The sequence below is a fragment of the Sorangium sp. So ce367 genome, from assembly GCF_051520455.1.
Taxonomy (GTDB): domain Bacteria; phylum Myxococcota_A; class Polyangia; order Polyangiales; family Polyangiaceae; genus Sorangium; species Sorangium cellulosum_B.
Genome location: NZ_CP150334.1, coordinates 9,794,545 through 9,819,774 on the forward strand (window position 1 = coordinate 9,794,545; position 25,230 = coordinate 9,819,774).

19 protein-coding genes are annotated in these 25,230 nt (G+C 70.9%); 8 read left to right on the top strand and 11 right to left on the bottom strand.

Translation table 11 applies throughout. The features are described 5' to 3' along the window. Positions 1-93: 93 nt before the first annotated feature. The 3 genes from WME97_RS37110 to WME97_RS37120 all read left to right on the top strand — a co-directional run bounded on the left by WME97_RS37110 (position 94) and on the right by WME97_RS37120 (position 3,779). The gene (locus tag WME97_RS37110; protein WP_437544814.1) at positions 94-1,665 is read left to right on the top strand and encodes an FG-GAP-like repeat-containing protein; all 1,572 of its coding nucleotides are present in this window, start codon (positions 94-96) and stop codon (positions 1,663-1,665) included. A gap of 53 nt (positions 1,666-1,718) precedes the next feature. Beyond that, positions 1,719-1,919: a hypothetical protein gene (locus WME97_RS37115; RefSeq protein ID WP_437544815.1), complete on the top strand. Its 201-nt coding sequence runs from the start codon at positions 1,719-1,721 to the stop codon at positions 1,917-1,919. Positions 1,920-2,207: 288 nt separating this feature from the next. Further along, a complete protein-coding gene (locus tag WME97_RS37120) occupies positions 2,208-3,779 on the top strand; it encodes an FG-GAP-like repeat-containing protein (RefSeq protein WP_437544816.1) in 1,572 nt (523 codons plus the stop codon). A gap of 323 nt (positions 3,780-4,102) precedes the next feature. On the opposite strand, the gene WME97_RS37125 is transcribed toward WME97_RS37120, so the two are convergent. Beyond that, entirely contained in the window at positions 4,103-4,972 is an 870-nt protein-coding gene (locus WME97_RS37125) for a LysR family transcriptional regulator (protein ID WP_437544817.1), read from the bottom strand. Between the two features lie 83 nt (positions 4,973-5,055). Here WME97_RS37125 and WME97_RS37130 point away from each other — a divergent pair, with 83 nt between their 5' ends. Together WME97_RS37130 and WME97_RS37135 are read left to right on the top strand one after the other, a co-directional pair. Then, positions 5,056-6,081, top strand: coding sequence for an FAD-dependent oxidoreductase (locus WME97_RS37130; RefSeq protein WP_437544818.1), 1,026 nt, complete (start codon positions 5,056-5,058; stop codon positions 6,079-6,081). Positions 6,082-6,139: 58 nt separating this feature from the next. Continuing rightward, entirely contained in the window at positions 6,140-7,126 is a 987-nt protein-coding gene (locus WME97_RS37135; RefSeq protein WP_437544820.1) for a hypothetical protein, read from the top strand. A 165-nt stretch (positions 7,127-7,291) separates the two neighbouring features. On the opposite strand, the gene WME97_RS37140 is transcribed toward WME97_RS37135, so the two are convergent. Further along, positions 7,292-7,822 carry a hypothetical protein gene (locus tag WME97_RS37140; protein ID WP_437544821.1) on the bottom strand — a complete coding sequence of 177 codons (531 nt, stop codon included), beginning with the start codon at positions 7,820-7,822 and terminating at the stop codon, positions 7,292-7,294. Between the two features lie 493 nt (positions 7,823-8,315). Here WME97_RS37140 and WME97_RS37145 point away from each other — a divergent pair, with 493 nt between their 5' ends. Further along, positions 8,316-9,311 (top strand): amidohydrolase family protein, encoded by a 996-nt coding sequence (locus WME97_RS37145; protein WP_437544822.1) that lies wholly within the window; start codon positions 8,316-8,318, stop codon positions 9,309-9,311. A 30-nt stretch (positions 9,312-9,341) separates the two neighbouring features. Here the strand turns inward: WME97_RS37145 and WME97_RS37150 are convergent, their stop codons facing one another. The 4 genes from WME97_RS37150 to WME97_RS37165 form a co-directional block, all read right to left on the bottom strand. Then, the gene (locus WME97_RS37150; RefSeq protein ID WP_437544823.1) at positions 9,342-10,934 is read right to left on the bottom strand and encodes a hypothetical protein; all 1,593 of its coding nucleotides are present in this window, start codon (positions 10,932-10,934) and stop codon (positions 9,342-9,344) included. A 75-nt stretch (positions 10,935-11,009) separates the two neighbouring features. Continuing rightward, a complete protein-coding gene (locus WME97_RS37155; RefSeq protein WP_437544824.1) occupies positions 11,010-12,062 on the bottom strand; it encodes a hypothetical protein in 1,053 nt (350 codons plus the stop codon). A gap of 98 nt (positions 12,063-12,160) precedes the next feature. After that, entirely contained in the window at positions 12,161-13,462 is a 1,302-nt protein-coding gene (locus tag WME97_RS37160) for a FecR domain-containing protein (RefSeq protein WP_437544825.1), read from the bottom strand. Then, positions 13,453-14,085: an RNA polymerase sigma factor gene (locus WME97_RS37165; RefSeq protein WP_437544827.1), complete on the bottom strand. Its 633-nt coding sequence runs from the start codon at positions 14,083-14,085 to the stop codon at positions 13,453-13,455. The genes WME97_RS37160 and WME97_RS37165 overlap by 10 nt, the downstream gene beginning before the upstream one ends. 239 nt (positions 14,086-14,324) lie before the next feature. On the opposite strand from WME97_RS37165, the gene WME97_RS37170 reads away from it, so the two are divergent. Continuing rightward, positions 14,325-15,317 (top strand): alpha/beta hydrolase family esterase, encoded by a 993-nt coding sequence (locus tag WME97_RS37170; protein WP_437544828.1) that lies wholly within the window; start codon positions 14,325-14,327, stop codon positions 15,315-15,317. Positions 15,318-15,381: 64 nt separating this feature from the next. Here the strand turns inward: WME97_RS37170 and WME97_RS37175 are convergent, their stop codons facing one another. Continuing rightward, on the bottom strand, positions 15,382-17,181 hold the full coding sequence (locus tag WME97_RS37175) for an ABC transporter ATP-binding protein (RefSeq protein WP_437544829.1): 1,800 nt from the start codon (positions 17,179-17,181) through the stop codon (positions 15,382-15,384). A gap of 257 nt (positions 17,182-17,438) precedes the next feature. Continuing rightward, a complete protein-coding gene (locus tag WME97_RS37180) occupies positions 17,439-19,937 on the bottom strand; it encodes a penicillin acylase family protein (RefSeq protein ID WP_437544830.1) in 2,499 nt (832 codons plus the stop codon). 466 nt (positions 19,938-20,403) lie between these two features. Here WME97_RS37180 and WME97_RS37185 point away from each other — a divergent pair, with 466 nt between their 5' ends. Continuing rightward, positions 20,404-21,579: an SUMF1/EgtB/PvdO family nonheme iron enzyme gene (locus WME97_RS37185; RefSeq protein ID WP_437544831.1), complete on the top strand. Its 1,176-nt coding sequence runs from the start codon at positions 20,404-20,406 to the stop codon at positions 21,577-21,579. Between the two features lie 73 nt (positions 21,580-21,652). Here the strand turns inward: WME97_RS37185 and WME97_RS37190 are convergent, their stop codons facing one another. From WME97_RS37190 to WME97_RS37200, 3 genes are all read right to left on the bottom strand, one after another. Then, entirely contained in the window at positions 21,653-22,651 is a 999-nt protein-coding gene (locus WME97_RS37190) for a HupE/UreJ family protein (RefSeq protein ID WP_437544833.1), read from the bottom strand. Further along, positions 22,648-23,442, bottom strand: coding sequence for a hypothetical protein (locus WME97_RS37195; RefSeq protein ID WP_437544834.1), 795 nt, complete (start codon positions 23,440-23,442; stop codon positions 22,648-22,650). Before WME97_RS37195 ends, WME97_RS37190 begins: the two co-directional genes overlap by 4 nt. A gap of 161 nt (positions 23,443-23,603) precedes the next feature. Continuing rightward, positions 23,604-24,905: a polysaccharide deacetylase family protein gene (locus WME97_RS37200; RefSeq protein WP_437544835.1), complete on the bottom strand. Its 1,302-nt coding sequence runs from the start codon at positions 24,903-24,905 to the stop codon at positions 23,604-23,606. Positions 24,906-25,230: the final 325 nt, after the last annotated feature.

Consider the following 25,230-nt stretch of genomic DNA (forward strand, 5'->3'; position numbering starts at 1 on the left):
CTCTCCTCGCACCGGGGTGGTCGTGCCGGACGGCGGCGCGCGCGCCCTGTCGCGGCGTCATGGGTCCGGAGTGCCAAAGGGGGGAAGATGCCGATGTTACGAACATGGGGTGCCACGGCGCTCCTCGCGGGGGGAGCCTGGGTCGGAGCGGCGAGTGGCTGCGACGTCACCGAGCAGGGCGCTGCAGCTGGCGAGTTCGCGGCGGAGGGCGTGGGCGAGGCGGCGGACGAGCACAGGTGGAGCGCGTGCACGTGCGATGCGCAATGCGATGACGACAACCCGTGCACCCGCGACCGGTGCACCTGGGGAAAGTGCAAGCACACGGCGCGGCCGAACCACACCGAGTGCGACGATGGCAATTCGTGCACGTTCGATGTCTGCATCTGGGGCATCTGCAAGAGCCAGAAGAAGCCCAACGGCACCTCGTGCGACGATGGCAACGCGTGCACCGAGACCGATACCTGCCGGCGGGGGGTCTGCGTCGGCAAGGACCCGGTCGAGTGCACCGCGCAGGACGAGTGTCACGAAGCGGGCGTGTGCGATCCGGCCACCGGCGCGTGCTCGAATCCCACGAGTCCGGACGGCACGCCCTGCACGGGCGGGTTCTGCGAGGGGGGCGTCTGTCAGCCCAGGAGCCTGTTCGGCCCGAGCGTGGAGTATGCCGCCGGGGGGCAACCCAGATCTGTCGCGATGGGGGACTTCAACGGCGATGGCGCGCTCGACCTCGCCGTCGCGAACCAAGGCAGCGACAACGTGAGCGTGCTCTTGGGCAACGGCGATGGGACCTTCCAGGCCGCTCAGAACTTCGCAGCCGGCACTGAGCCCACCTCTGTGGCGGTGGGGGACTTCAACGGCGATGGCGATCTCGACCTCGCCACCGCGAACACCAGCAGCGACAACGTGAACGTGCTCTTGGGCAACGGCGACGGGACCTTCCAGGCCGCTCAGAACTTCGCAGCCGGCGATGCTCCCGCCTCCGTGGCGGTGGGGGACTTCAACAGCGATGGCGATCTCGACCTCGCCACCGCGAACCTCAACAGCGACAACGTAAGCGTGCTCCTGGGCAACGGCGACGGGACCTTCCAGGCCGCTCAGAACTTCGCAGCCGGCGATGCTCCCGCCTCTGTGGCGGTGGGGGACTTCAACAGCGATGGCGATCTCGACCTCGCCACCGCGAACCTCAACAGCGACAACGTAAGCGTGCTCTTGGGCAACGGCGACGGGACCTTCCAGGCCGCTCAGAACTTTGCAACCGGCGATGCTCCCATCTCCGTGGCGGTGGGGGACCTCAACGGCGATGGCGATCTCGACATCGCCACCGCGAACACCAACAGCAACAGTGTGAGCGTGCTCTTGGGCAACGGCGACGGGACCTTCCAGGCCGCTCAGAACTTTGCCGTCGGCAATCAGCCCTTCTCCGTGGCGGTGGGGGACCTCAACCTAGATCTCGCGCTCGACCTCGCCACCGCGAACCTCGGCAGCAACAGCGTGAGCGTGCTCCTGGGCAACGGCGATGGGACCTTCCAGGCCGCTCAGAACTTCGGCGCCGGCATTGGTCCCTCCTCCGTGGCGGAGGGGGACCTCGACGGCGATGGCGATCTCGACATCGCCACCGCGAACCTCTTCAGCAACGACGTGAGCGTGCTCCTCAATCAGACGCTGTGACGCCCTCCCGCCGCTGCGGTGCTCCGCCGCGGCTCGGGAACTACACCGGCCGCATGGGTACCCTTGCCCGAGCGTATCCTCCCCCCCTCCATCCGAGGTGCGTCATCTCACCGCGCCGGCGGCCGGAGCTGTGGTCGGTGCGGCGGGTGGTCACCGAGGAGAGGAACCGCGACCGCAGCGTCATCGCGTTCGGCAAGGTGGCGCGGGACGTGAGCGTGGATCCGGCGCGGATGAGGGCGCCTAAGCAGGGCTGAGCCGAGGCGATTCCGTCGCGCACGAGCCCTGACCCGCGCTCGGCTCTTCGTTTCTGCCTCGTATTGCCGCATTCGTGCGCGGTGCTACTTCATGCCGAACCGCGACGAGGCGCGGACTCACGGGAAGGCGTTCGCCTGGCGAGACGCGGCGGGACGGATCGCTCGATCGACAGTGGTTCGTGACGTTGTCCACCGGCCGCTCTCCTCGCGCCGAGGTGGTTGTGCCGGACGGCGGCACGCGCCCTGTCGCGGCTTCATCGTCCGGAGTGCAAAGGGGGGAAGATGCCTATGTTACGAACCTGGGGGGCCACGGCGCTCGTCGCGGGGGGAGCCTGGCTCGGAGCGGCGAGCGGCTGCGACGTCGCCGAGCAGGGCGCTGCGGCTGGCGAATTCGACGCGGAGGGCGTGGGCGAGGCGGCGGACGAGCACAGGTGGAGCGCGTGCACGTGCGACGCGCAATGCGACGACGACAACCCGTGCACCCGCGACCGGTGCACCTGGGGAAAGTGCAAGCACACGGCGCGGCCGAACTACACCGAGTGCGACGATGGCAATTCGTGCACGTTCGATGTCTGCATCTGGGGCATCTGCAAGAGCCAGAAGAAGCCCAACGGCACCTCGTGCGACGATGGCAACGCGTGCACCGAGACCGATACCTGCCGGCGGGGGGTCTGCGTCGGCAAGGACCCGGTCGAGTGCACCGCGCAGGACGAGTGTCACGAAGCGGGCGTGTGCGATCCGGCCACCGGCGCGTGCTCGAATCCCACGAGTCCGGACGGCACGCCCTGCACGGGCGGGTTCTGCGAGGGGGGCGTCTGTCAGCCCAGGAGCCTGTTCGGCCCGAGCGTGGAGTATGCCGCCGGGGGGCAACCCAGATCTGTCGCGATGGGGGACTTCAACGGCGATGGCGCGCTGGACCTCGCCGTCGCGAACGAAGGCAGCGACGACGTGAGCGTGCTCCTGGGCAACGGCGACGGCACCTTCCAGGCCGCTCAGAACTTCGCAGCTGGCCTGAATCCCTTCTCTGTGGCGGTGGGGGACTTCAACGGCGATGGCGATCTCGACCTCGCCGTCGCGAACGAGTTCAGCGACAACGTGAGCGTGCTCCTGGGCAACGGCGACGGCACCTTCCAGACCGCTCAGAACTTCGCAGCCGGCGATGCTGCCTTCTCTGTCACGGTGGCGGACCTCAATGGCGATGGCGACCTCGACCTCGCCACCGCAAACTTCAGCAGCGACAATGTGAGCGTGCTCCTGGGCAACGGCGACGGCACCTTCCAGACCGCTCAGAACTTCGCAGCCGGCGATGGTCCCACCTCCGTGGCGGTGGGGGACTTCAACGGCGATGGCGACCTCGACCTCGCCACCGCGAACACCAACAGCGACAGCGTGGGCGTGCTCCTGGGCAACGGCGACGGCACCTTCCAGATCGCTCAGAACTTCGCAGCCGGCGATGGTTCCATCTCCGTGGCGGTGGGGGACCTTAACGGCGATGGCGACCTCGACCTCGCCACCGCGAACGCCAACGGCGACAACGTGAGCGTGCTCCTGGGCAACGGCGACGGCACCTTCCAGACCGCTCAGAACTTTACAGCGAGCGATGGTCCCTTCTCCGTGGCGGTGAGGGACCTCAACGGCGATGGCGATCTCGACCTCGCCACCGCGAACTTGTTCTCCAGCGACGTGAGCGTGCTCTTGGGCAATGGTGACGGGACCTTCCAGGCCGCCCAGAACTTCGGCGTCGGCCCGGGTCCCATCGCCGTGGCGGTGGGGGACCTCGACGGCGATGGCGATCTCGACCTCGCCACCGCGAACTTCGGCAGCAACAGCGTGAGCGTGCTCCTCAATCAGACGCTTTGACGCCCTCCCGCCGCTGCGGTGCGCCGCCGCAGTTCGGGAACTACACCGGCCGCATGGGCACCCGCGCCCGGGCGCATTCTCAGCCGCCATCCGAGGTGCGTCATCTTCACCGCGCCGGCGCCCCGGAGCTGTGGTCGGTGCGGCGCGTGGTCATCGAGGAGCGGAACGGCGACCGGAGCGCCATGCGTTCGGCAAGGTGGCGCGGGACGTGAGCGTGGATCCGGCGCGGATGAAGGCGCCGAAGCAGGGCTGAGCGGGCGCGCTGGGGGGCCTTCCGGCATCGGCGTCGAGAGGGTCGGCCCCCCCGAGCTGGCCGGCGCGCGCTACTCGAGCAGGGCGAGCAGGCGCATGACGGCCGGATTGTCGGCCTGCGCGGGGTAGGCCAGCGCGATGTCCACGGTGGGCACCGGCGCGGTGAAGCGGCGCAGCCGCACGCGGGGCACCCGCAGGGCGCGGGCGCGGCCCGCGGGCACGGCGGCCACGACGGCGCCGCCGGCCACGGCGCGCAGGAGTTGCTCGTCGTCGGGCTCGTGCCGCACGAGGTTGAACCCGCCGCGAGGCCAGACCTGACCGACGATGCGGTCGTACATGCCGGGACCGTTCTCTCGGGGCCACATCACCGCCGGCTCGCCGGCGGCCAGCTCGCGGGGGATCGCCCGGCGCCGCGCCAGCGGGTGATCCGCGGGGACGGCGAGCAACAGCTCTTCGGTGTCGACGAAGCGGCAGCGAAGGCCGGGTTCGGTCACCGGGGGACGGACGAAGGCGACGTCGAGCCGACCGGCGAGCAGCCCGGCGACGTTGGGCGCGGTCCAGCCGGTCTCGGCCAGCACCTCGACGTACGGGTTCTCGGCGCGGAAGCGGGCGACGAGGGCGTCGACCCGGCCGCCCCGGGCCGAGCGGGTATATGCCAGCCGGATCCGGCCGCCCTGCCCGCGCACCGCCGCGTCGATCCGCTCCCGCGCCGCCGCGGCCTGCGCGAGCAGTGCCGAGGCCTCGTCGGCGACCAGCCTGCCGATCGGGGTGAGCGCGCACCCCCGGCCGCCGCGGTCGATGAGCGCGGCGCCGAGCTCCTGCTCCAGGGCCCTGATCTGCTGGCTGAGGGCGGGCTGCGCGATGCGCAGCCGGCCGGCTGCCCGGGTGAAATGCAGCTCCTCGGCGAGGACGGCGAAGTAGCGCAGCCGGCGCAGGTCCATGGGCTTCGGGTGATAAGCGCTCCTTATGATACGGTAAGGAGCTGGTCTTGGACAGCCGAGCTCGCTCGCCGTTTGCTTGGCGCATGAACCATGACGTGGTGGTGGTCGGCGCAGGCATCGTCGGTCTTACGTGCGCGGCGCGATTGCAGGAGGCGGGGGCGAGGGTGGCCGTGGTGACGGCCGACGAGCCGGCGCGGACGGTCTCACGGGTCGCCGCGGCGGTCTGGTATCCAACCCACACGGCCGGCGATCCCTCGGTGCTCGGCTGGGCGCGGCGGACCTTCGACGAGCTGGCAGCGCAGGCGGTCCACGGCGTGCCCGGCGTGGTGATGCGGCGTACCCGGATGCTGCTGCGGGGGCCTGTCGCGCGGGAGCCGTGGTGGGCGGCTGCGGTCCGCGACTTTCGGGTGGTCCGGCGCGCCGACGTGCCGGCGCCGTTCGCCGGCGAGTGGCGGTTCACCGTGCCGACCGCGGAGATGGGGCCGTACCTCGACTGGCTGGTGCAGCGCGTGACCGGCGGCGGGGGCGTGCTGCTGCGGCGGCGTATCGCGCGGCTCGCCGACGTGGCCGATCTCGCCCCGGTCGTCGTCAACGCGGCAGGCCTGGGCGCCAGAGCGCTCGCCGGCGACCCGGAGGTCCACCCGGTGCGCGGGCAGGTCGTCCTGGTGAGCAATCCTGGCCTGCATACGTCGGTGCGCGACGAGGACAACCCGGCCGGCGCGACCTACGTGCACCCGCGCAGCCGTGATGTCGTGCTCGGCGGGACCTTCGAGCCGGGCGCGTCGGAACTCGCGCCGAGCGTCGCGACCGGGCAGGCGATCCTTGCGCGGTGTACCGCCCTCGTCCCGGAGCTCGCCGGTGCGCGGGTGATCGAGCACGCCGTCGGCCTGCGCCCGGGCCGGCACGGTGGCGCCAGGGTGGCGGTCGACCCGGCAGGCCTGCCCGGTGGGGTCCGGCTCATCCACGCCTACGGCCACGGCGGCGCGGGCGTGACGCTCGGCTGGGGCTGCGCCGAGGAGGTGGTGAGCCTGGCGCGCCGGGCGAGTTCGCCGCGCGCGGGCGCGGCGGTGCCAGCAAGAAGGTCGGTTGCGCCGGGCCAGACGCGATGAGCGGCGCTCGCCTGCCAAGAGCGAGTGTCGTACCCCCGAAAGAAGAAGAAGAGGCCCCATGGACGATGCGCCGATCCGATCCGTAGGCATCGACGCGCACGGACTGTTCGTGGATGACGCGCTCGTCGCGCGCCGCGAAGAGATCCGCTCAGCCCTCCTTCTGGAGCACGGCCAGCCTGGCCCGACGCTCTGGATCCACCGACGCTTCCGCTCGCCGCTCACGGTGCGTGTCATGAGCTCGCAGCGGGGACACCAGCTCCTGAAGCGCCTCGGGTTCGACGCATCGCAGAGCGTGGCGAGGTTCCCGACCCCCTCGGGCGGATGGAGGTTCGAGGTCCTGGTGTGGCTCATCATCATCGCCGCAGGCGCCTCGTGCGGCGCATGGTTCGCGTTGTCGGCCTTGCTGCTTTTCCTCGGGCTGGTCACGCTCCTCATCCGCTTCACCGGAAGGACCAGGGTTGTGGTGGGCTCGGATGGAGTGCTGGTCGACAAAACGTTCGTCCACTACGAGGACATCATGTCGGCCTCGACCTGGGACAACATCGACGATGAGGGACATGGGAACCACTTCGTCGGTGTGGCGACAAGGAGAGGTGGATTTCTCACCCTCTGGCAGTCCGGGGGCCGCTTCGACTCATCGGCGATCGTGGATCGGATTCATCAAGCCCTGGAGGGATACCGCCAGAGCGACCCGGTCGAGCGGCAGGACGAGCTCTCCCGCAACGGCTTGACCGTGCCAGCGTGGATCGCGCGCGCGCGATCGCTCAACCTCGCCAAAGAAGGTACCTACCGGACGGCGCATCGCGATGAGACCCGATGGCTGTGGAGGGCGGTGGAGGACGTCAGCGCAAAGCCCGAGGCCAGGGCGACCGCGGCGATGGCGCTCGCCGTGAGGCTCGACGACGCTGGGCGGCAGCGGCTCCGCGCCGTGGTGCAAGCGGTCGCGTGGCCGCCGCTCCGACGCGCCCTCCTGGCGATCGACGCCAGACATGACGCCGCGCTCGCCGCGGCGCTTGCGAGCTTCACGGCCCCTCCCCGGCCATAGCGCTGGGCAAGGCAGCGCTTGGGCGCGGGTGCCGATAAAGGCCCCGAAGCAGGGCTGAGCGGGCGTCGAGCTCGTTCCTGGCGGCGCGCGAGGCAGCGCCGGGCCGCCCGGCCCCCGGGACACGGAAGCAGAGAGGAGCGCGGGCGCCGCGGCGCTAGGCGAAGATCAGCACTCGCACTCGTCCTCCCCTTCGTAGGACTTGGCGACGAAGCTCATGTCGTACGGGTAGTTCGCCTCGGGCGGCCCATAGACGCGGAGCAGCAGATCGTTCGCCGAATCCGCGCCCCCTCCGTCGAGCCATACCCGTCCATGATCGCTCTCCTCGGCCCCGAGGAGCTCCATCGTGGCAGCGCTGTAGACCTCCACGATCAACGTGTTCTCTGGACCGGGGGGCGGAGTGTACTGCTCACAACCGGAGCCGCACAGCCCTGCTCCAGAGGCCAGGACCCGAAGGCTCCAGTTGACCTCCTCGATCCCGAGAGAGGTGGTGTCGAGCATGTACCAGTCCTCGTTGCCCTGGCAGAGGACGAAGTCGATCTTCGAAAACCACGCGCTGGGACCGAGGCTGTCGTCGGTATGGTCATAGACGAGCGGAGCCGCAGAGGCGGACGCGTCGTTCGCCTCATAAGCGTCGTCTGCGCAAATAGACGCTCCGCCGCCCCCGGTCGCAGCCCCGCCTGCACCAGCCCCACCCATACCGCTGCCACTGATGGCGCTACCGCTGCCGCCGCTACCACCGCTACCGCTGATGGCGCTGCCGCTGACGCCGGTGCCGGCACTTCCGCTGCTGCCGCTGGCATCGCTGCCACCGCCTCCTTCGGCGCCTGAGCCCGCGCCATCGTCGAGCCAGCGCGAGCAAGATGTCGTTCCGAACAAAGACGCGCAGAGCGCCGCGAATCCCATGAGACGAACCGAGCTAGGAATGAGCGACATAGATAACTCCACTGGGCACAAATGAACAACCACCTCCAGGGCGAAGCTTCGCCCTCGAGGCGCGAACATCGACCGTTCGCACAAAGCAGGCTCAGAAGCGAATCATCAGCTCACATCATTTTTCATATCTTCACGACTCCCTCCTTTCTCATGGCGCCATCCCTGCCGCGGCGTATCCTTGTCGGCGATGGATCCGCATCGCTCAATCGCCTCTCATCGCTCTCGTGGTCGCCGCCGCCCTCATCGCCCTCCTTCGATGAGCTCGCGCGCCGATCGCGGTGCTCGCTTCCGGAGCATCGCGTGGGGCGCTGCGCTCGCCGCCGTCCTGGGGTGCCGTTCGTCGCCGCCTCCGCCGGCCCGCCAGGAGGTCATCGATATCCATGTGCACCTGACGGAGGCCAGCGCGGTGGCACCATTGCTCGCGCACATGGCCAAGCATCACGTCGATCGCGCCGTCATCCTGGCGAGCCCGGACCTGACCAGCGGCCGCGGCGGCGCTGGCCTCTCCGGCTACCGCGCGGGCAACGACATCGTCCTCGACGCCGCAGCGGCTCACCGTGGAAAGCTCATTCCCTTCGTCACTCTGGATCTGGGTCACGACGATCTCGCGTACCTCGCCGAGCTGCGCAGCCGAGGCGCCTGCGGCGTGAAGCTTTATCAGGGGCACAACCTCTTCCACGAGCGTCCGCTCGACGACGCCTCGCACCAGGCGATGTGGCAAGCGCTCGCGGATCAGGCGGTTCCGGTTCTGCTTCATGCCAACACCGTCCGTTACAGGGGCGAGCTCGAGGCGGTCCTGCGCGCCTTCCCCGACCTGCAGCTCGTGTGCGCGCACCTCTGCGGCAGCCGCACCGACCTCGCGCGCATGGAGTCCCTGATGGAGGCGTTTCCGCGCCTCCTCGTCGATACGAGCCATGGCTCCGCCGGCCCGGCGACAGAGGGGTTCGCGAGCCTCGAGCGGGAACGCGCACAGCTCCTCAGGCTGTTCTCTCGCTGGCCCGAGCGCTTCCTGTTCGGGACCGATCTCGTGACCAGCGGGCTGGACCCCATGTCCATGGAGCTGTGGGACCTGCAGGTGGAGTCGAACATGGGTCTCTTGAAAGAGGACAAGTTTCGCTTCTTTCGTCAAACCGCCGATCATCAATCGGCCCGCACGATCGGCACCTATCAGGGCCTTCACCTGCCCCCCGAGCTCCTCGGCCCCGCCCTCGGACAGAACGCCGCGCGATGGCTCGGCGCCTGCCTGCGCTGAGAGCCGCCTCGCGGGCCGCCGGCCGCGGCCTCAGGGGCCGAACTTCGCGAGGAAGATCGCCCGGGTAGACGTCGGAGCCACCAGCGGCCCCGTGCCAAAGTCGATGGTGCCGAGGAAGGGCCCGGCGGCGTACACGTCGCCGGTCGCGTCCATGGCCGTGGAATAGCCGTACTGTTGCTCCCTGCCGCCGGTGTGCTTCACCCAGCGGACCGTGCCCGCCGCATCGAGCTTCGCGACGAAGGCATCGCCGTAGGTGCAGTCCATCAGGCCCGTGCCGAAGTCGACGTCGCCGTAGATCAAGCCGGTGATCGCGAGCTCGCCGTCCGCGGTCGCCGCGACGTCCAGCGCCGTCTGCGGCCCATATTGCCCGAGGCGCTTCGCCCAGAGGAGCTCGCCCGCCGGGTTCAGCTTGGTCACGAAGGCATTGCCGCCCCACGTGACAGAGCCGGGCTCGAGAGGACCGTACCCTCCTTCGCTCACCAGCGGACCTGCGCCGAAATCCACGCTCCCGAGGAACGTCCCGCTGATGACGACGTTTCCAGCGCCGTCGACCGCGACGCCGTACGCCCTCTGGAGCGCCTCGTCGCCGAACCGCTTGCTCCAGACGTGCTCACCGTCAGCGTCGAGCTTCGCCACGAAGATATCCTCGCTGCCCGCGGTGGTCAGCGGCCCGCCGCCGAGGTCGATCGCCTCGGCGAAATAGTCGCCGAAGCTGCCGGCGAGGACGACGCTGCCCGACGCGTCGAGCGCGACGTTGTGGATCTCCGTGTAGCCGAGCTGCTTGCTCCAGAGGCAATTCCCCGCAGGGTCGAACTTCGCGATGAACGAGTCCATGTCACCGACGCTGGTCAGCGAGGCGCCGCAGACGCTGATCTGGCCCATGAACGTCCCTGCCACGACGACGTTCCCGGCTGCATCCATGGCGAGGCTATCCGCCCACTGATCACCATCGACGCCGACCCGAGCCGACCAGACGTGATCTCCGTCTGCCGTGAAGACGGCCACGAAGGCGTCGCCCCCCGACTCCTGCCCCACGAGCAAACCACCTCCGAAGTCGACGCCGGTCCCGTAAACCACCCCCGTCGCGGCAATGAGCCCCGCCTGGTTGACCGCGACGTCATGCGGGTAGACGGAACCGGTGAATTCCTTGTGCCAGAGGGGTTCTCCTTCGCCGTCGAATTTCGCGAGGGAGAAGGCCAGGGCGCCCCCGGTCGAGAGCGGACCGTCGCCGAAGTCGACGCCATCGGCAACCGTCGTCGCGACGACGAGGTTGCCGGGTTCGTCCACGGCGATGCGGCTGCCCACCCAGACGTGGGGTTGGCGTGGGTTCGCGGCGAAGTGCCGGCTCCACAGAGGATCGCCATTGCCGACGGCGCCGCCGGCGCCTGCGCCGCCGCTGCCGCCTGCGCCGCTGCCGTCTGCGCCGCCGCTGCCGCCTGCGCCACCGCTGCCGACGGCGGCGTCGCTGCCGCCTGCGCCGCCTGCGCCGCCGCTGCCGGCCCCGCCCGCTCCGGTCGCGCCACCTCCGGCGCCCTCATCGCGTATGGGATCGAGTGGAATTCTGTCGCATGCGGCGACAAGCGTCATGAGCGCGGTGCATCCAGGTACGAGGAGCTGTTTCAAGGAGGTCTCTCCGATCTCGATTGAAGAAGTGCGCGTGGCTTGCTCCTATGAATGGCCGCCTGTCGTTGCGGCGGCTCACCGCTGGACGACGACACCGAGCGAGAACGACGCGAGCGGGCTGAATGTCGAGATCACCCGTCCTGCAAACCGGATGTCGACAGGCGGGATCGCCGCGCCGCCGAGCGCGCCCGCCGTGAGAACCACGGAGTCGACGAGCCGGAAACGCGCCTCGCCTCGCCCGTACACCAAGGCGGTGAACGTGGACTCGTCGCTGTCGATATAGGGCGGTCTCGCATCGCCGGACGCGCTCACGTAACCGAGACCCACGCCGGGGGAGAGGACGAGTCCGAACCGACGGCTCCTCTCGATGGGCGCGAGGGTGAGCTCGGCGCCGAAGAGCGAGCGGCGAAAGCGAACCTTGCCTTCCGCCGCCTCGATGTCCGGACCGACGATCGACAGGTCCGCCAGGAGCCCGACACCGATCCGGGCCGAGGGCCAGATCCGGAGCGAGGCATCGAGCGCCAGCGAGGCGCCAGGCGCCTGCCATCCCGCGGCGATCGCGACGCCGACCTCGACGAGCGGGGCCCTGGGCGCCGCAGGCACCGCGAACGGCGGCGAGGGCGGCGCCCAGGCGCGGAGCGGCGGGCTCCGCCATGCCTCACCGGGCGACGCGGCGGGAGGCGCGGCGGGAGAGGGCTGGACCGGGGCCGGCGCGACGGCCGCCGGCTCCGGTGCGACGGCTCCGGCGGGGGCCCCCGCCGTCGACGCCGTCGACCGGAGCGCCCGCACCAGCTCGGCCGCGCGGAGCACCCGGGTGTCGAGCGGGCCGTCGGGCGCCACGCTCGCGACCAGGTCCGCGCGCCCGCTCGAGTCCGACCAGATCTCGATGGCCCCCTCCTCGCCTTCGGGGATGACGATGAGCAGCCCGCCGGCACCAGCCGCCGCCGGGCCCGCCTGGACGTGCACCTGCAGGCCCGCCGCTTCGAGCTCCTGCGAGAGCCGGTACGCCAGCGCCCCGCGCGCGCCCGCGACGACCGTGATCGGCGCTGCCTCGTCGGCGGAGCACGGCGCTGCGAACACCACGAACGCCAGCAAAGCGACGAGCGCGCAGCCGATCGAGCTCGCCACGGCGCGCGCCCCCGGCGAGCGCAGGCGGCGCCGGCGCGGCGGCCGCGACCTCCGCGGGAGGAGGCTCGATCCAGCGTTCAGGGTGCCGAGCGGAACCCTCAATCGGCCCCATGGGCGAGCGTCGCCGCGAGCCCGGCGTGGGCGCCGTTCGGGTACGCCGCGAGGTAGCGCGCGGCGAGCTCGCGGGCGCGCGCGCGGAGCTGGAGGTTCCTCGCGCACTCTATCGAGCGGCCGAGCGCCTCCGGCGCGAGCGCGCCCCGCGGCCTCTCCGCGAGGTACACGGCGAACCAGCGCTCGGCCTCCGCCCACGCGCCGCGCCCGTCGAACGCCATGCGGCCGAGGTGGTACGCTGCGGCGGCCGCGGCGTCGCTCCCGGCAAACCGCTGCCGCGCCGCCTCGTAGAACCTGGCCGCGACGTCCGGCTTGCGCGAGAGCCGCGCCGCGGAGCCGAGATCGACGAGCTCCGCGCCGCCGGCACGCCCGAGCACCGTGTCGATGCCCAGGAGCTCCACGTCCGCGAGCGCCTCGCCGAGCTTGCCCGCGGCGAGGTGCGCGCGCCAGCGCTCGGCGGGGGCGTCGGCCAGAGGCTCACCCGCGCGGGGCCGCGGCGCGCCAAGGGTGGGTGGCGCGGGCGCGGGCGCGGGCGCGGATGCGGCGGCGCTCGCGCCCGGGAGGGGCGCGGGAGGCTGCGCGGAGGGGGTGGCCTCCGGATCAGGCGCCGGCGACGACGCCCGCGGCGCGGCGGATCGCGGAGCCGCGCACGCCAGCCGCGTCGCTTCGGGGGCGGCGAGGGCGTGCCCCGAGGGGTCGACGCAGGGGCCGAGGATGCGCACGCGGCCGGTGATCATCGAGACCGTGAGCTCCTCGGCTTCCGTGTTCCACGTGATGTCGAACTCGGTGCCGATCACGTGGACCTCGAAAGGGCCCCCGGCCACCACCCATCGGGTGTCGTCGCGATGCACGACACGCACGCGCAGCGAGCCGCGCTCCAGGAGGACGCTCGCGCCCCGGGGGCCGACCTCGGTCACGCGGGCGCGCGTCCCGGGCGCGAGGTCCACGCGCGACCCGTCCGAGAAATCGAGCCCGACCTGCGACACGTCCGCCGCCACCCACCGGCCGACGGCGCCCGGCGCCCCCGCGACCTGATAGGTCAACGGATCGCCCGGCCGGAAGAGCACGAACCAGAGGACCGAAGCGGCGACGCACGCCGCAGCGAGCGCGACGCCGAGCCGCCGCGAGCGGGGAGCGGCCCTGGCGCTCAGCGAGAGCGCGGCCTCCTTGCGGTAGATCGCCTCGAGTCGATCCGTGGTCGACGGCCGCACCCGCCGCTCGAGCGCGGCATCCTGGTGCGCGGCGACCCGGCGCCCCACGGCCGCGACGTCTTTGGTCCTCAGGTCCATCGGTCGCCCTCCGCGAGCCAGGAAGACAGCACTTCATCCTTCTTGCAGCGCTCGACGAACGCGAGCTCCGCGCGCTGGATCCGGCGCTTGACGGTGGCGAGCGACACCTTGCACGCAGCGGCCACCTCCGCGAGCTCCTGGCCCTCGACGATGCGCAGCGTGAAGGCCAGCCGATCGTCGGCGTCGAGCGTCTCCAGGGCGCGGTAGAAGGCACGCACGCCCTGCCGGGCCTCCGGATCGGCGCTGGCCGCGACCTCCGGCAGCTCGTCGCTCGCGAAGAACGCGAGCCAGCGGTGCCTGCGCCTCTTGCGGAGCGCCTCGCGCGCGACGAACACCGTGACGCTTGTGATGAAGGGCTTCAGCGCCTCGGGCTCGCGCACGTCGTCGATGCGGGAGAACACCCGGGCGAACACGTCCTGGACCAGATCCTCGAGGCTCCGGACGTCGCCCAGGATGCGAAACAGCATCCGCTCGACGAGGCCCGCATAGGTGTCGAGCAGGCGGCGCTCCGCCGCGGGGTTCCGAGCGTGCAGGCCACGCAGGATGTCGGGTGAGGTGAGCTGCGCGCCGGCAGGGCGGTCCGGCGGACGGGGCTTTCCAACGACGCGGAGGTGCACGGACATGGGGCAGCCTCTAAGATGGCCGGCCCCCGCCGCGACGGCTCAGAGCGGGCGTGCGGCGACGCCCTGCGCCCCCGCCCGGCGAGCTGATGCGTGAGCGCTGGCGCGCGAGGCGAGGCCGGGCTTTGCAGGCCGGGACCGAGCCCGCCGAGGCAGGATTGATCGGGTTTCGAGCGTTTTGATTCGGCTATCTTCGGAGCGCTCGCCGCCGGTCCGGGGCGACGGGGAAGGAGCCGAGCTCGATGATCAGCCGAAGCACGTGGGGGGCGCTCTTCGCCGTGGCGCTCGCCACGGCCTGTCAGAGTGAAGACTCGCCGAGCGGGGTGTCTGGAGCAGGCGGCGGCGCCGGCAGCGGGGGTTCTTCGGCCAGCGGCTCGGGCAGCGCCGGTGTGACGAGCGGCGGCGGAGCTGCCAGCGCCGGCTCGTCGGGCGTGACGGCTGCCAGCTCCGGCGCTGGCGGCGACGGAGGCGCTGGCGGCGGCGGAGGCATGAGCGCGACGCCGAGCGCGGGCTGCGAAAAGGCACCGAGCCAGGCGCTCAACGAATGGGTCGAGCAGCCCGCGAAGACCATCGCGTCGGTCGAGCGGCATTGGTGGGTGCGGCTGCCCGAAAACTATGAGCCGACGCGCGCCTATCCCGTCGTCTTCATGTTCCACGGCTGCTCGAGCGCGACGAACAACGTCCCGATGCAGAACGTGACCGGCGACGACGCGATCCTGGTGCGCGGCGCCGGCGTCTCCGACGGCGTTTGCTGGGACGCCTCGTCGAACGGACCGGATCTGACCTTCTTCGATGAGATGCTGGCGGACGTGCTCGCGAACACCTGCGCGGACACGTCGCGCGTGTTCGCGGCGGGCTACAGCAGCGGCTCCTGGCTCATCAACATGCTCGAGTGCAAGCGCGGCGACAAACTCCGCGCGACCGGCACGGTCTCGGGCGGCACGCCGGGCACGCCGCGCGATTGCGTCGGGCGGGTGGCGCGCATCTTCATCCATGACGCGGACGACGAGGACAACCCGATCGACCGCAATCACGCCGAGCGCGATCGCCTCCTCGAGCTGAACCATTGCGACGCCGAGGCCGCGCCGGTGCCGGAGGACCCCGCGCCGTGCGCTCGCTATCAGGGCTGCGACGCGGGCTATCCGGTGATCTGGTGCGAGACGAGCGGCAAGGGCCACGACCGGCAAGACGCGCTCGCGCCCGGCGCCTTCTGGGGCCTGTTCTCGGAGCTCTGACGGGCGCGCCCGGCGCGCGGAGGCGAACTCCGGATCATGCTTTGACCGGCGCCTCGGGATCCGCTCACGCGCCGGGCACCGCCGCGGCCTCGATCAGCGCTGGCTCCAGCACACCCGCTCGGTGGCCGAGGCCCCTCGCCCCGGAGGGCTCGTGCGCCCGCCAGAGATCCATCATCCGGCGATACGCCCCGCCGCGGCGGAGGAGCGCCGCGGGCGGGCCCTGCTCGACGACGCGCCCGCCCTCGATGACGACGACGCGGTCGGCGCGCAGGGTGGTGGAGAGCCGGTGCGCGATGAGCAGCGTTGTGCGGCCCCGCGAGAGCCCCTCGATGGCCCGCTGCACCGCGGTCTCGCTCTCGATATCGAGGCTGCTCGTGGGCTCGTCGAGGATCACGACCGACGGGTCCTTGAGCAGCGTGCGCGCGATCGCCAGGCGCTGCCGCTCTCCGCCGGAGAGCGCCACGCCGCCGCGGCCGACGAGGGTCTGGTACCCGAGGGGGAGCCGCTCGATGAACTCCTCCGCGCAGGCGGCGCGCGCCGCGGCGTGGAGCGCCTCGCTCGTCGCGTCGGGCGAGCCATAGCGGAGGTTCGCCTCGATGGTGTCCTCGAAGAGGAACGGCTCCTGCGTGACGATGCCGAGCTTCCGCCGGAGCGCGCGCTGCGACAGCGCCCGGAGGTCGAGCCCGTCGATGCGGATCGCCCCGGAGGTCGGATCGTGCAGCCGCAGGAGCAGATCGGCGAGCGTGCTCTTCCCGGCGCCGCTCGGGCCCACGACCGCCACGAACTCGCCGGCCCGGATCGAGAGCGAGACCCCGTCGATGACCGCCCGCCCGGCGGCGTGCTGGTAGCGGAAGCTCACCTGATCGAGCTCGAGGTCGCCGCGGATGTGCTCCGGGCTCACGGCGCGCTCCGGATCGGCGACCGCGACCTCGGCGTCGAGCACGCCGAAGATCGCCGCCAGGCCGACCTCGGCGCGGCGCGCCGTCTCGTAGACGCCGAGGAGCGTCTGCGCAGGGCCATAGAGGCCGCCGACATAGCCGAGGAACGCGACGAGCGTTCCCACGCCGAGCTCCCCGCGGAGGACAAGGAGGCCCCCCACGCCGAGCAGCGCCACACGGCCGATGTTGACGCAGACGCTCCGGCCCGCGGAGAGCCGCGTCTGGAGGCGGATGCTCTGGAGCACCTCGCCCTGCGCCTCCTCGACGGAGCGGATGAACCGGGCGTGCTCGTCCGCCTCGCGCGCGAACGCCTTGACCGTCTTGATGCCCGAGAGCACCTGCTGAAAGCGGTTGTAGATCCCGCACCAGCGGTCGAGCACCTCGCGCTCGCGCTCCACGAGGCGCGCGGTCGTCGCCCTGCCCAGAAGGAGCGGAGGCACGATGAACCCGACCGCGACCAGCGCGAGCAGCGGGCTCAGCCGGAGCATGATCCCGAGCGAGACCACGAGGTAGACGAGCGCGGGGAAGAGCTGGAACGCGACCGAAGCAAGGCAGTCCATGAGCGACGTGATGCCGCGATCGACCCGCGTCATCGTCTCTCCGACGCCCCTCTCCTGATGGTACGAGAGGGGCAGCGCGTGCAGCCGCGCGGTGGTCTCGTCGAGCAGGTCGCGGTTGATGCGGAGCCGCACCCGCCACACGGCGAGCGCCCCCAGGCCCTCCGCGATCTGCCGGAGGACGACGAGCGCGCACAGGGCGAGCGTCAGCCAGGCGAGGGCCCGGGCGCTCTGCTCCACGGGCGCGGCCGGCCCGCTCCCGGGGCCGAAGACACCGGCGCTCGCCGAGATCTGGTCGAAGATCGCGCGGTGCGCGAGCGGCTCGAGCGCGGGCAGGCCGCCCGAGAGGAGCGTGAGCGCGAGGCACACGGAAAGTCTCGCGCGATGGGGGGATAGGTAATTCAGACTCCGGCGCAGGTCACGAATCAGGGATCGCTTCACGGCCAATGCTCATTCTCGCCTCATCGCAGCGCAGGAGAAGGCGCCAGGCGCGGCCGGATACGAGCAGGGGATAACCCTAGACGCAACGGTCTTCTCTGCGCGTTCGAATGGAATCATCGGTGTCCCAGGAGCCCACGGAGCCGAGGGATCCTGGGAGTCTGGATCACGCGCCGGCGCGAGCGGGGTCAGCGCGCCGGAGAGACGTTGACCACGCTCGCCGGATCCGTCACCGCGCCCGGCCCGAAGTGGAACTCGAGCGGCTCGTTGTCGAGCCATTGCGGAAGGAGGTTGTTGTAGAACGCGCTCTCGCGGTGGAGGTCCGACCCGCCGGGGAGCCCGAAGCGCATCTTCGGGCCCGCCGGATCGGCGTCGATGACGAGGCGGATCGACGGCCCGTTGGCGAAGGCGAAGCTGGGCTTCTTGCCGTCCGCCGGGAGCGCGCGCGATCTCGGGTTGGCGACGTTGACGGTGAAGAGCCCGCCCGGCGCGGCATAAGGCCCGTCGTTGTACACGGCGAGGCCGAAGTTATCGAAGATGCTGCGGAGCGTGAGCGTGTGGACGCGGCCCCAGCGCCAGTCGTCCGCCGGGCCGATGACCGCGAGCGAAGCGGCCGCCTTCGCGAGCGCCCGGAGCACGATGTCGTCCTGCGTCTCCGCCACGCCGTCGGTGGTCACGTCGTCCCAGAGCAGAGGGCCCGAGCTCAGGCGCGCCGGATCGCGCAGCGCGCGCGCCACGACGGTCAGCCCGAACCCGGGCTCATCGAGGCCCGCGGCCGCCGCCTCGTCGCCCAGCGCCTCGCTCACGATCGCATAGAACGTCGCGTGGAACGCCGTGCAGCCGATCGACTCGGCGGCGAGCGTCGCGTCGTCCACCTTGCCCGCGTCCACCGGATCGTGCCCGTCGAGCCCTGTCGGACACGTGTAATCCCAGGCGGCGAGCGCGTCGACGACCGCCTGCTCCTCGTCCGTCAACGTCGCCAGCTCCGCCGCCGAGAGCACGGCAGGCACGACGAAGCTGCCATAGAGCGAGTACGTGTCGCCTTGCATCGCCGCCATGGTGTCGGGCGAATGCGCGTCGCCGCCTTCGTCGAGCAGATCGAGGATCCGCTGCTGGCGCGTCCCGTCGGCCTTGCCCCACGCCTGGAGCGCGCCTTGCCCGTCGTTCGTGGGATCGCCGTCGGCGGTCGCGCCCGTCATGTCGCCGTTCGCCGTCGCGATCGCGGCCCGAGGCGGGTTGAGGAGCTGCGGCAGCTCGGCGAACGGGATCGGGTCCCCCCACTCTGCGCTTCCGTCACCCGGGAGCGGCAGCCACGCGGGCACCTCGGGCGACGCCCAGGGCCGCGCCGGCACCTTGCTGTACGGGAACCAGCCGATGTTGCCCTCGGTGTCGACGACGACGAAATTCTGGCTGACGAAGCTGGCCGCCTCGAGCCCCCTCCTGGCTTCGGCGACGCTTCCGGCGCGCCCGAGGGCGAAGAGCGCGTCGAGGTCCGTCCCGCCGTCGTGCCCGCGCCACCGGATGGTCACGGCGGTGCCGGCGTCCGCGTCCTCGCTCACGATGGGCCCGTGGTGCGGGACCCAGCGGAAGGTCTTCTCGATCGTCTCGCCGGAAGCCGCGTCCTTGAACGAGAACTTCTTCTCGACGATCGCCACGTCTTCCCCCTTGAAAGCGACCGACGCGCCGTCCCCGGTGAGCGTCTCCAGGTAGACGTCGGCCAGGTCGTAGTACGCGGTGGTCACGCCCCAGCCGATGGACTCGTTCTGTCCGATGATCACGCTCGGCAGGCCCGGAATCGTGGCGCCGGCGACGTGGTATTCGCCGTCGCCCCGGCTCCTGGCGTCGATCTCGACGGGGAACCAGGTGCTGGGATTGCCGAGCAACAGGTGCGGATCGTTCGCCAGGATGGCGTGGCCGCTCTCGGTGCGGCCCGGACCGACAACCCAGTTGTTCGACCCGGCGTCGCCCGCCATCTTGCGCCGGCCGTCGCCGACCTTCGCCGCGCGCTCCGCCGCGCCCGTGAGGAGCGCCCGGTGCGGCGAGAGCCGCGACACGGCCACCGGGGCGAAGGGCCGCACGAGGTCCGCCGTCTGCGCGGCGGGCACGGTGGACGCGTCGAACACCGGCGCGGGCGAGAACAGATCGGCGGCGAGCGCCGCGTCGAACAGCGGTATCTGCGCGGCGAGCTCGAGCTCTCCCCCGCTGTTGTTCGAGAGGTCGTTGAGCACGTAGAGGCCGACGGCGGTGCTGTCTTCCGGCGTCCAGTCGCGGATCGCGTCCTTCACCATGAGCGCGAGGTTGTACTCGACGGTCAGCGTCGCGCCGTTCCTCTTGCTCCGCATGTCGGCGAGCCAGGCGTTCACGCCGCGCGCATACGCGACCAGATGCCCTTTCACCTCCGGGCTCGCCTGCTCGTAGAGCACCCTCTCGAGCGGCTCGCCGTCGCGCGTCGTGAAGAAATGGCGGTTCCGATAGTCCTGCTCGAGCACCTGCGCGCCCGCCTTCACAAGCCCGCCGAGCGACCCCTCGACGAGGTTGCGGATGAAATCCATGAAGAAGAAGCGGTTCTGAGCGTGGAAGTAACCGAGCGCGGCGAAGCAGTCGTCGTCGGACGCGCACTCGAGATGAAGGACCCCGAGCTCGTCGGTCACCGCCCGGACATCCCCGTCGAGATCGGGAATCGCCACGCCGCCAGGGTCCGCTCCCCCTGCGCCGCCGCCCGCTGCTCCCCCGCCCCCCGCTGCTCCCCCGCCGCCTTCACCGCCATTGCCACTTGCCGCGCTGGACGGGGCTTCGCCGTCGTCGCCGCACGAAACGGCGGCCGCCGAAGCGGCAAAGACGAACGCAAGGACCAGCGAACCGAAACGAGCCGTACGCATCATCAGCGATACTCCTCCTGCCTTCGGGCGCACGATATCACGCGCCTCCGGCGGGAACGGCGAACAGTGCGCGTCGATGGCCTGCCGGAGCAGAGGGGGAGATCCGCAGCGCCACATCGTGGAGCCGGGGCTCCCGGAGAGCGCCCGGCGCGCCGCCGCCCGGAGCGAGCACGGCCCCCGCCGGACCGCCTCCGGCCCGGCCAGGGCGCGCGGCGTCGATCCGGGGGCGCGACGCCTGGTTCCCCTCGCCGCGATCTCGACTATGACGCCGGGCATGCGACGCCTCCTGCTCCCGCTCTCCCTCCCCGCCCTGACGCTCGCCGCCGCCTGCTCCGGCGCGCCCCCGGAGCCCGCCCAGCCGTTGCCCTCCCCGCGCGCGCACGACGGCCGCCCGCCCGCGGCCGCGGCGTCCCCCGCCGAGGCCGGAGCCGCGGCGCCCGCCGCCCCGGAGGCCGGCGCGCCCGCCGCCCAGGCGGGGACGGCCGGCGGGGAGACCGCCGCCGCCGAGGAGCAGGCGTGCCCGGCCGACATGAAGCTCGTCGAGGGCGAGTACTGCAGCGAGGTCGAGCACAGCTGCCTCCGCAGCTGGTACGACAAGTCGAACAAGAAGACGATCTGCGAGGAGTTCGCCCCCGCCCCGGCCCGCTGCACAGGCGACAAGACGAAGAAGCGCTATTGCATCGACACGTACGAGTGGCCGAACAAGAAGGGGGAGCGGCCCGAGGTGATGAACCGCTTCCACCAGGCGCAGGTCAAGTGCGCCGCCGTCGGCAAGCGCCTCTGCACCGAGTCGGAGTGGACGCTCGCCTGCGAGGGCCCCGAGATGAAGCCGTTCCCTTACGGGTACTCGCGCGACGCGACGAAGTGCAACGGCGACCACCTCTGGGACGATCCCGACATGAAGAAGGTCGCGAAGCGCGATCCAGGCGAGCTGGCCCGCCTCTGGAAGGGGGTGCCGAGCGGGTCGCAGCCCGAATGCATCAGCGACTATGGCGTCGCCGACCTGCCCGCGAACACCGACGAGGTGGTGGCGAGCGAGACGAGCGGCGGCTGGCGCGGCAAGTTCGACAGCGTCCACACCGGCGGCCCCTGGTACAAGGGCGTGCGCAACCAGTGCCGGCCGAAGATCTACACCCATGACGAGGGGTTCTATTATTACTTCCTGAGCTTCCGCTGCTGCGCCGAGCCCGACGGCAAGGCCACCGAGCCGCGGACGCCCCGGCAGGTCCAGGAGGGGTGGGACATGGCTCGCGTCGAGCGGATGGCGCAGTTCACGGTCGAGGAGATGCGCGGGAAGCTCGAGCTCAAGCAGCAGGGCAAGTGCGAGTGCAGGCCGACCGACATCCTGTGCAAGACGATGTGCGGCACGCTGCTCGGGCCGGGCGCGGTGGACGCGACACCGGGGGGCGGCGCGCCCGCTGCGCCAGCGGGCGGCGAGAAGAAGCGGTGAGCGGCGAGGCGCCTGCCGGGCCTGCGGCGCAGCGCGAAGGGGGCCGCCTCCACGCCGCTGCCTGCGGGCCCCGCTACATGCTGGCTTCCGTCAGCATCGCCACGACGCGCTCGATCGACCAGTAGCCTGCCATTGCGCCCATCGCATACACCACGCCGCGCCTCACGGTCGCTGGTTGCGTGGGGACGCGCGCGGCAAGGAGGCGCAGCGCGACCACCAGCGCGATCACGCCGAGCTGACCGAGCTCCACGCCCACGTTGAAGAACAGGAGCGCAATCGGCACATGCCTCTCCGGCAGCCCGATGTCGAGCAGCGACGACGCGAACCCGAGCCCGTGAAGCAGCCCGAAGGCGAACGTGACGGCCCATGGGGCCCGGCGGGTGAGCGAGTCGGTCGGCCGTATGCACTCGCCGCAGATCAGCACGATCGAGAGCGCGATGGCCGCTTCGACCGGCGGGGCCGGCAGCGTCAACCAGCCGAACACGGCGCAGGCCAGCGTCAGGCTGTGCGCGACCGTGAAGGCCGTGACGGCGCCGAGCAGCTTCCGGCCGCCGCTCACGAGCAGCGTGAGCGCGATGACGAAGAGGAGATGGTCGAACCCGGTCAGGATGTGCTCGACGCCGAGCCACGTGTAATCGACCATGATCGGCCGGAGCGCGCCGAGCCCGGCGGACGCCGGAATACCGTAGACCACCAGGCTCGGGTCGTTGCCGGTCAACACCCGGACAAGCCGGCTTCCATTCCGCCACTCGACAACCACCATCACGTTGGTCTCGGTCCCCTCGAGCCAGGGGAGCTCGATGGTGCCGACCAGGCCGTCGTGACCGCAGTCGAGAGCTGCTCCGTCGAGCTTGCAGGCCGCGGGGAACACGGCGGGCGTCGCGAGGTCGGCCGCCAGCGCGGACGAGCTCGCCTGCCAGCGCACAAGGAACCGCCCGTCGTGACCTTCGACCTCCGTCAGCGAAAGAAGCGCCGAGTTGAGCGCGTGGCCGGCCGCGGGGGCAGGCGCCAGAAGCAGAACCAGCAAGAACGGCAGGAAACGAGCCAGCCGGAGCAGACGCGAACGATTCAAGGGCTCTCCTTGAACCTGTACTGCGCGAGGAGGCTTTTGACGAACTCGTCGACGGCTTCCTTCTTCCGTGCGGCGGTCCAGTCGAGGGTGAGGGTCGCGCGGATCGCCTCGCGGCTGGGCAGCCCCCCGCTTGTCTGGTTGACCCGCACGAGCAGCAGGCTGTCCTGGGTCTCCAGGGCCTGCCACGTGGCGAGCGGCGAGCTGCCAATGCTCTCGGCGACCGCGGGTCCGAACTTGGCTGCGAGTGAATCGCGGGTGAGGTTGCCACCCTCGATGGGACGACCGAGCGTTCGTGGGTCCGCGCCGTCGGCCAGCGCACGTCGATAGGTCGACCGCTGCTCCTCTGCGGCCGGATCGCTCCTGGAGAAGGCCACGACCTCGAAATCGTACCGGAGCGGCGTTTCGTACTGGCTCCGGTGAGAAGCCAGCCACGCGTCCAGCTCCGCATCCGTCGGCTCCCGCGCCGCCATCGGCTGAGCCGCCCGTGTCCGCAGCCTCTCGGCCAGCGCGACGCGCACCGTCGCATCCTGCCGATCGAGGCCCTCCCGCAGCGCCTCGCGGTAGAGCACCTCGTCCCGCTTCCACCCGTCGAGCGCCTCCGCCAGCTCAGCCGCCGTCGGCGCCCGCCCCATGGTGTCGCGGAACTGCCGTTCCAGGTCCGCCTTCAGCCCCGTGCTGACGACGATCTCCCTGGGATCGCCGGCGACGAGCCGGTGGCCGAGGAACAACAGCGCGCCGATGAAGAGGAAATGAAGGACCGGCTCGCGGAGCAACCGAGCGAAGCTCCCCATGGTTCTACCGCTGATGTCAGGCATGAGACGCGCTCTGGCTGGGGGAGAGGAGACCCAAACGCTCCGGAGACGTCAAGCCCCAGCTGCGGGGCCTGCCCCGGGTGAGATCGGCTCCGCCCGGAGCCGCGCCGGTGAACGGCGCGGGCTTCGGGCGGCTCGCGTCACGGCGAGAGCGTGACGGACTTCGCGTCGAGCGCCACTTCGTAGTAGCCCTGCGGATGCCACTTGAGCGCGGTGCCGTTCTGCTTGAGCGTGCCGCCGGTGACCGTCACGCGCACGTACTTGCCCGGCGGGAAGTTCTGGGGGAGCGTCCAGTTGTAGGTCGTGTCGTTCCCGTTCTTGGTGTTGGAGCCGTCGGTGATCGCCTTCTGGCCGCGCCAGTAGGCGCCGATGGTCTCCATGGTGCCGATCCACACGTCGCCGTACGCCTTGACAGCCTTGACGTGATCGACCCAGGCCTGGAACGGGATGGGCTGATAGGCGCCGTCGTTGCCGCCGGTGAAGCCGTGGATGCAGAAGGTGCGCCACTTCTTGCCGCTTCGCGCGCTCGCGACCTCCGAGTCCATCTGCGCCTTGGAAGCGTTGGTCGGGGGAATGTAGGTGGGCAGAACGAACGGATTGCTGTTGTCGTTCGGGCCGATCAGGGCGTTGGACACGCCGCGGTTGATCATGAAGCGCGTCCGGGCGATGCCCTCGTATACACCCGCGCCGTTCGGGGCTGCCATCGTGTACGGCGTGACGCCGTACTTGTCCTTCATGTCCTTCGTCGCGGCGTCCGTATCGGAGCCGCTGTCGTTGCTCGAGTGGCTCCTCGTGTGGTTGGCGAGCTCGTGCCCGCGCATCAGAGCCTGTTTCCAGACCGCGTTGTTCGCTTCCTGCTTACCGGTCCAGACGAAGAAGGTGAACGGCACGTCGAGCGCCATCATCTCATCGAAGTGCTGGATCTGGGTCTGGTTCACGTCGTCGAAGCTGTACGTCACGGCGCCCGCGAAGCCGGCCCAGTCGATTACCTTGAACCCGCCGGCCGCGCCGGCCGGCTTCGGCACGTTGCCAGCGCCGGGCCCCGGCGGAAGGCCGGATTCGGGCGCCTCTCCTCCATCACCGCTACCGCCCGTTCCTGCTCCACCCGCTCCGCCCGTGCCGCCGGCGGGGTCCGAGCCGCCGCCACCGGCAGGGTCCGCGCCGCCCGTGCCGGCGGGGTTCGAGCCGCCGTCGCCCCCCCCGGCCGACGCCGAGGTCGCGCCGGGATCCCCGCCGCTGGAGGAGGAGCTTCCCGGCGTGCCGCCGCTGCTGCTGCTGCTCGTCGTCTGCTGGCCACCGGTGGTGCCGCCGCTGGTGGTGTCCTCCCCGTCATCGCCGCAGCCGCTGACGTGCAGCGTGCCCAGCAACAACATCGCACCGAGCGCCAAGGATGATGACGCAGGAAAATTCTCGAAGTGGAAGAATCGCGATGATTTGAGCATGGGGTGAGGATACAAAACCCCCGGAAGGCGCTCAAAGGATTATGCACGACGCACGCGCATCGACGCATCGCACGAATGGCTAACATGTTACCAAAAGTAGCGAGTGGCTCACACGTTACCAAAAGTAGCGAGCGGCTCACACGTTACCAAAAGTAGCGAGCGCCGCGTCAGCGAAGCGCTCCGCCGTATCTTTCTAGCGGCGCGGCGACCGCCGGAGCGTACCGGGCTTCGCGTCGGCCTCATGCGCAGCGCCGTCACCCTGACTCGCCGGGTGGTTTCCACCCCCGCCTGGGCGATCGGCAAAGCAGGCGGGCGACCCCGAGTG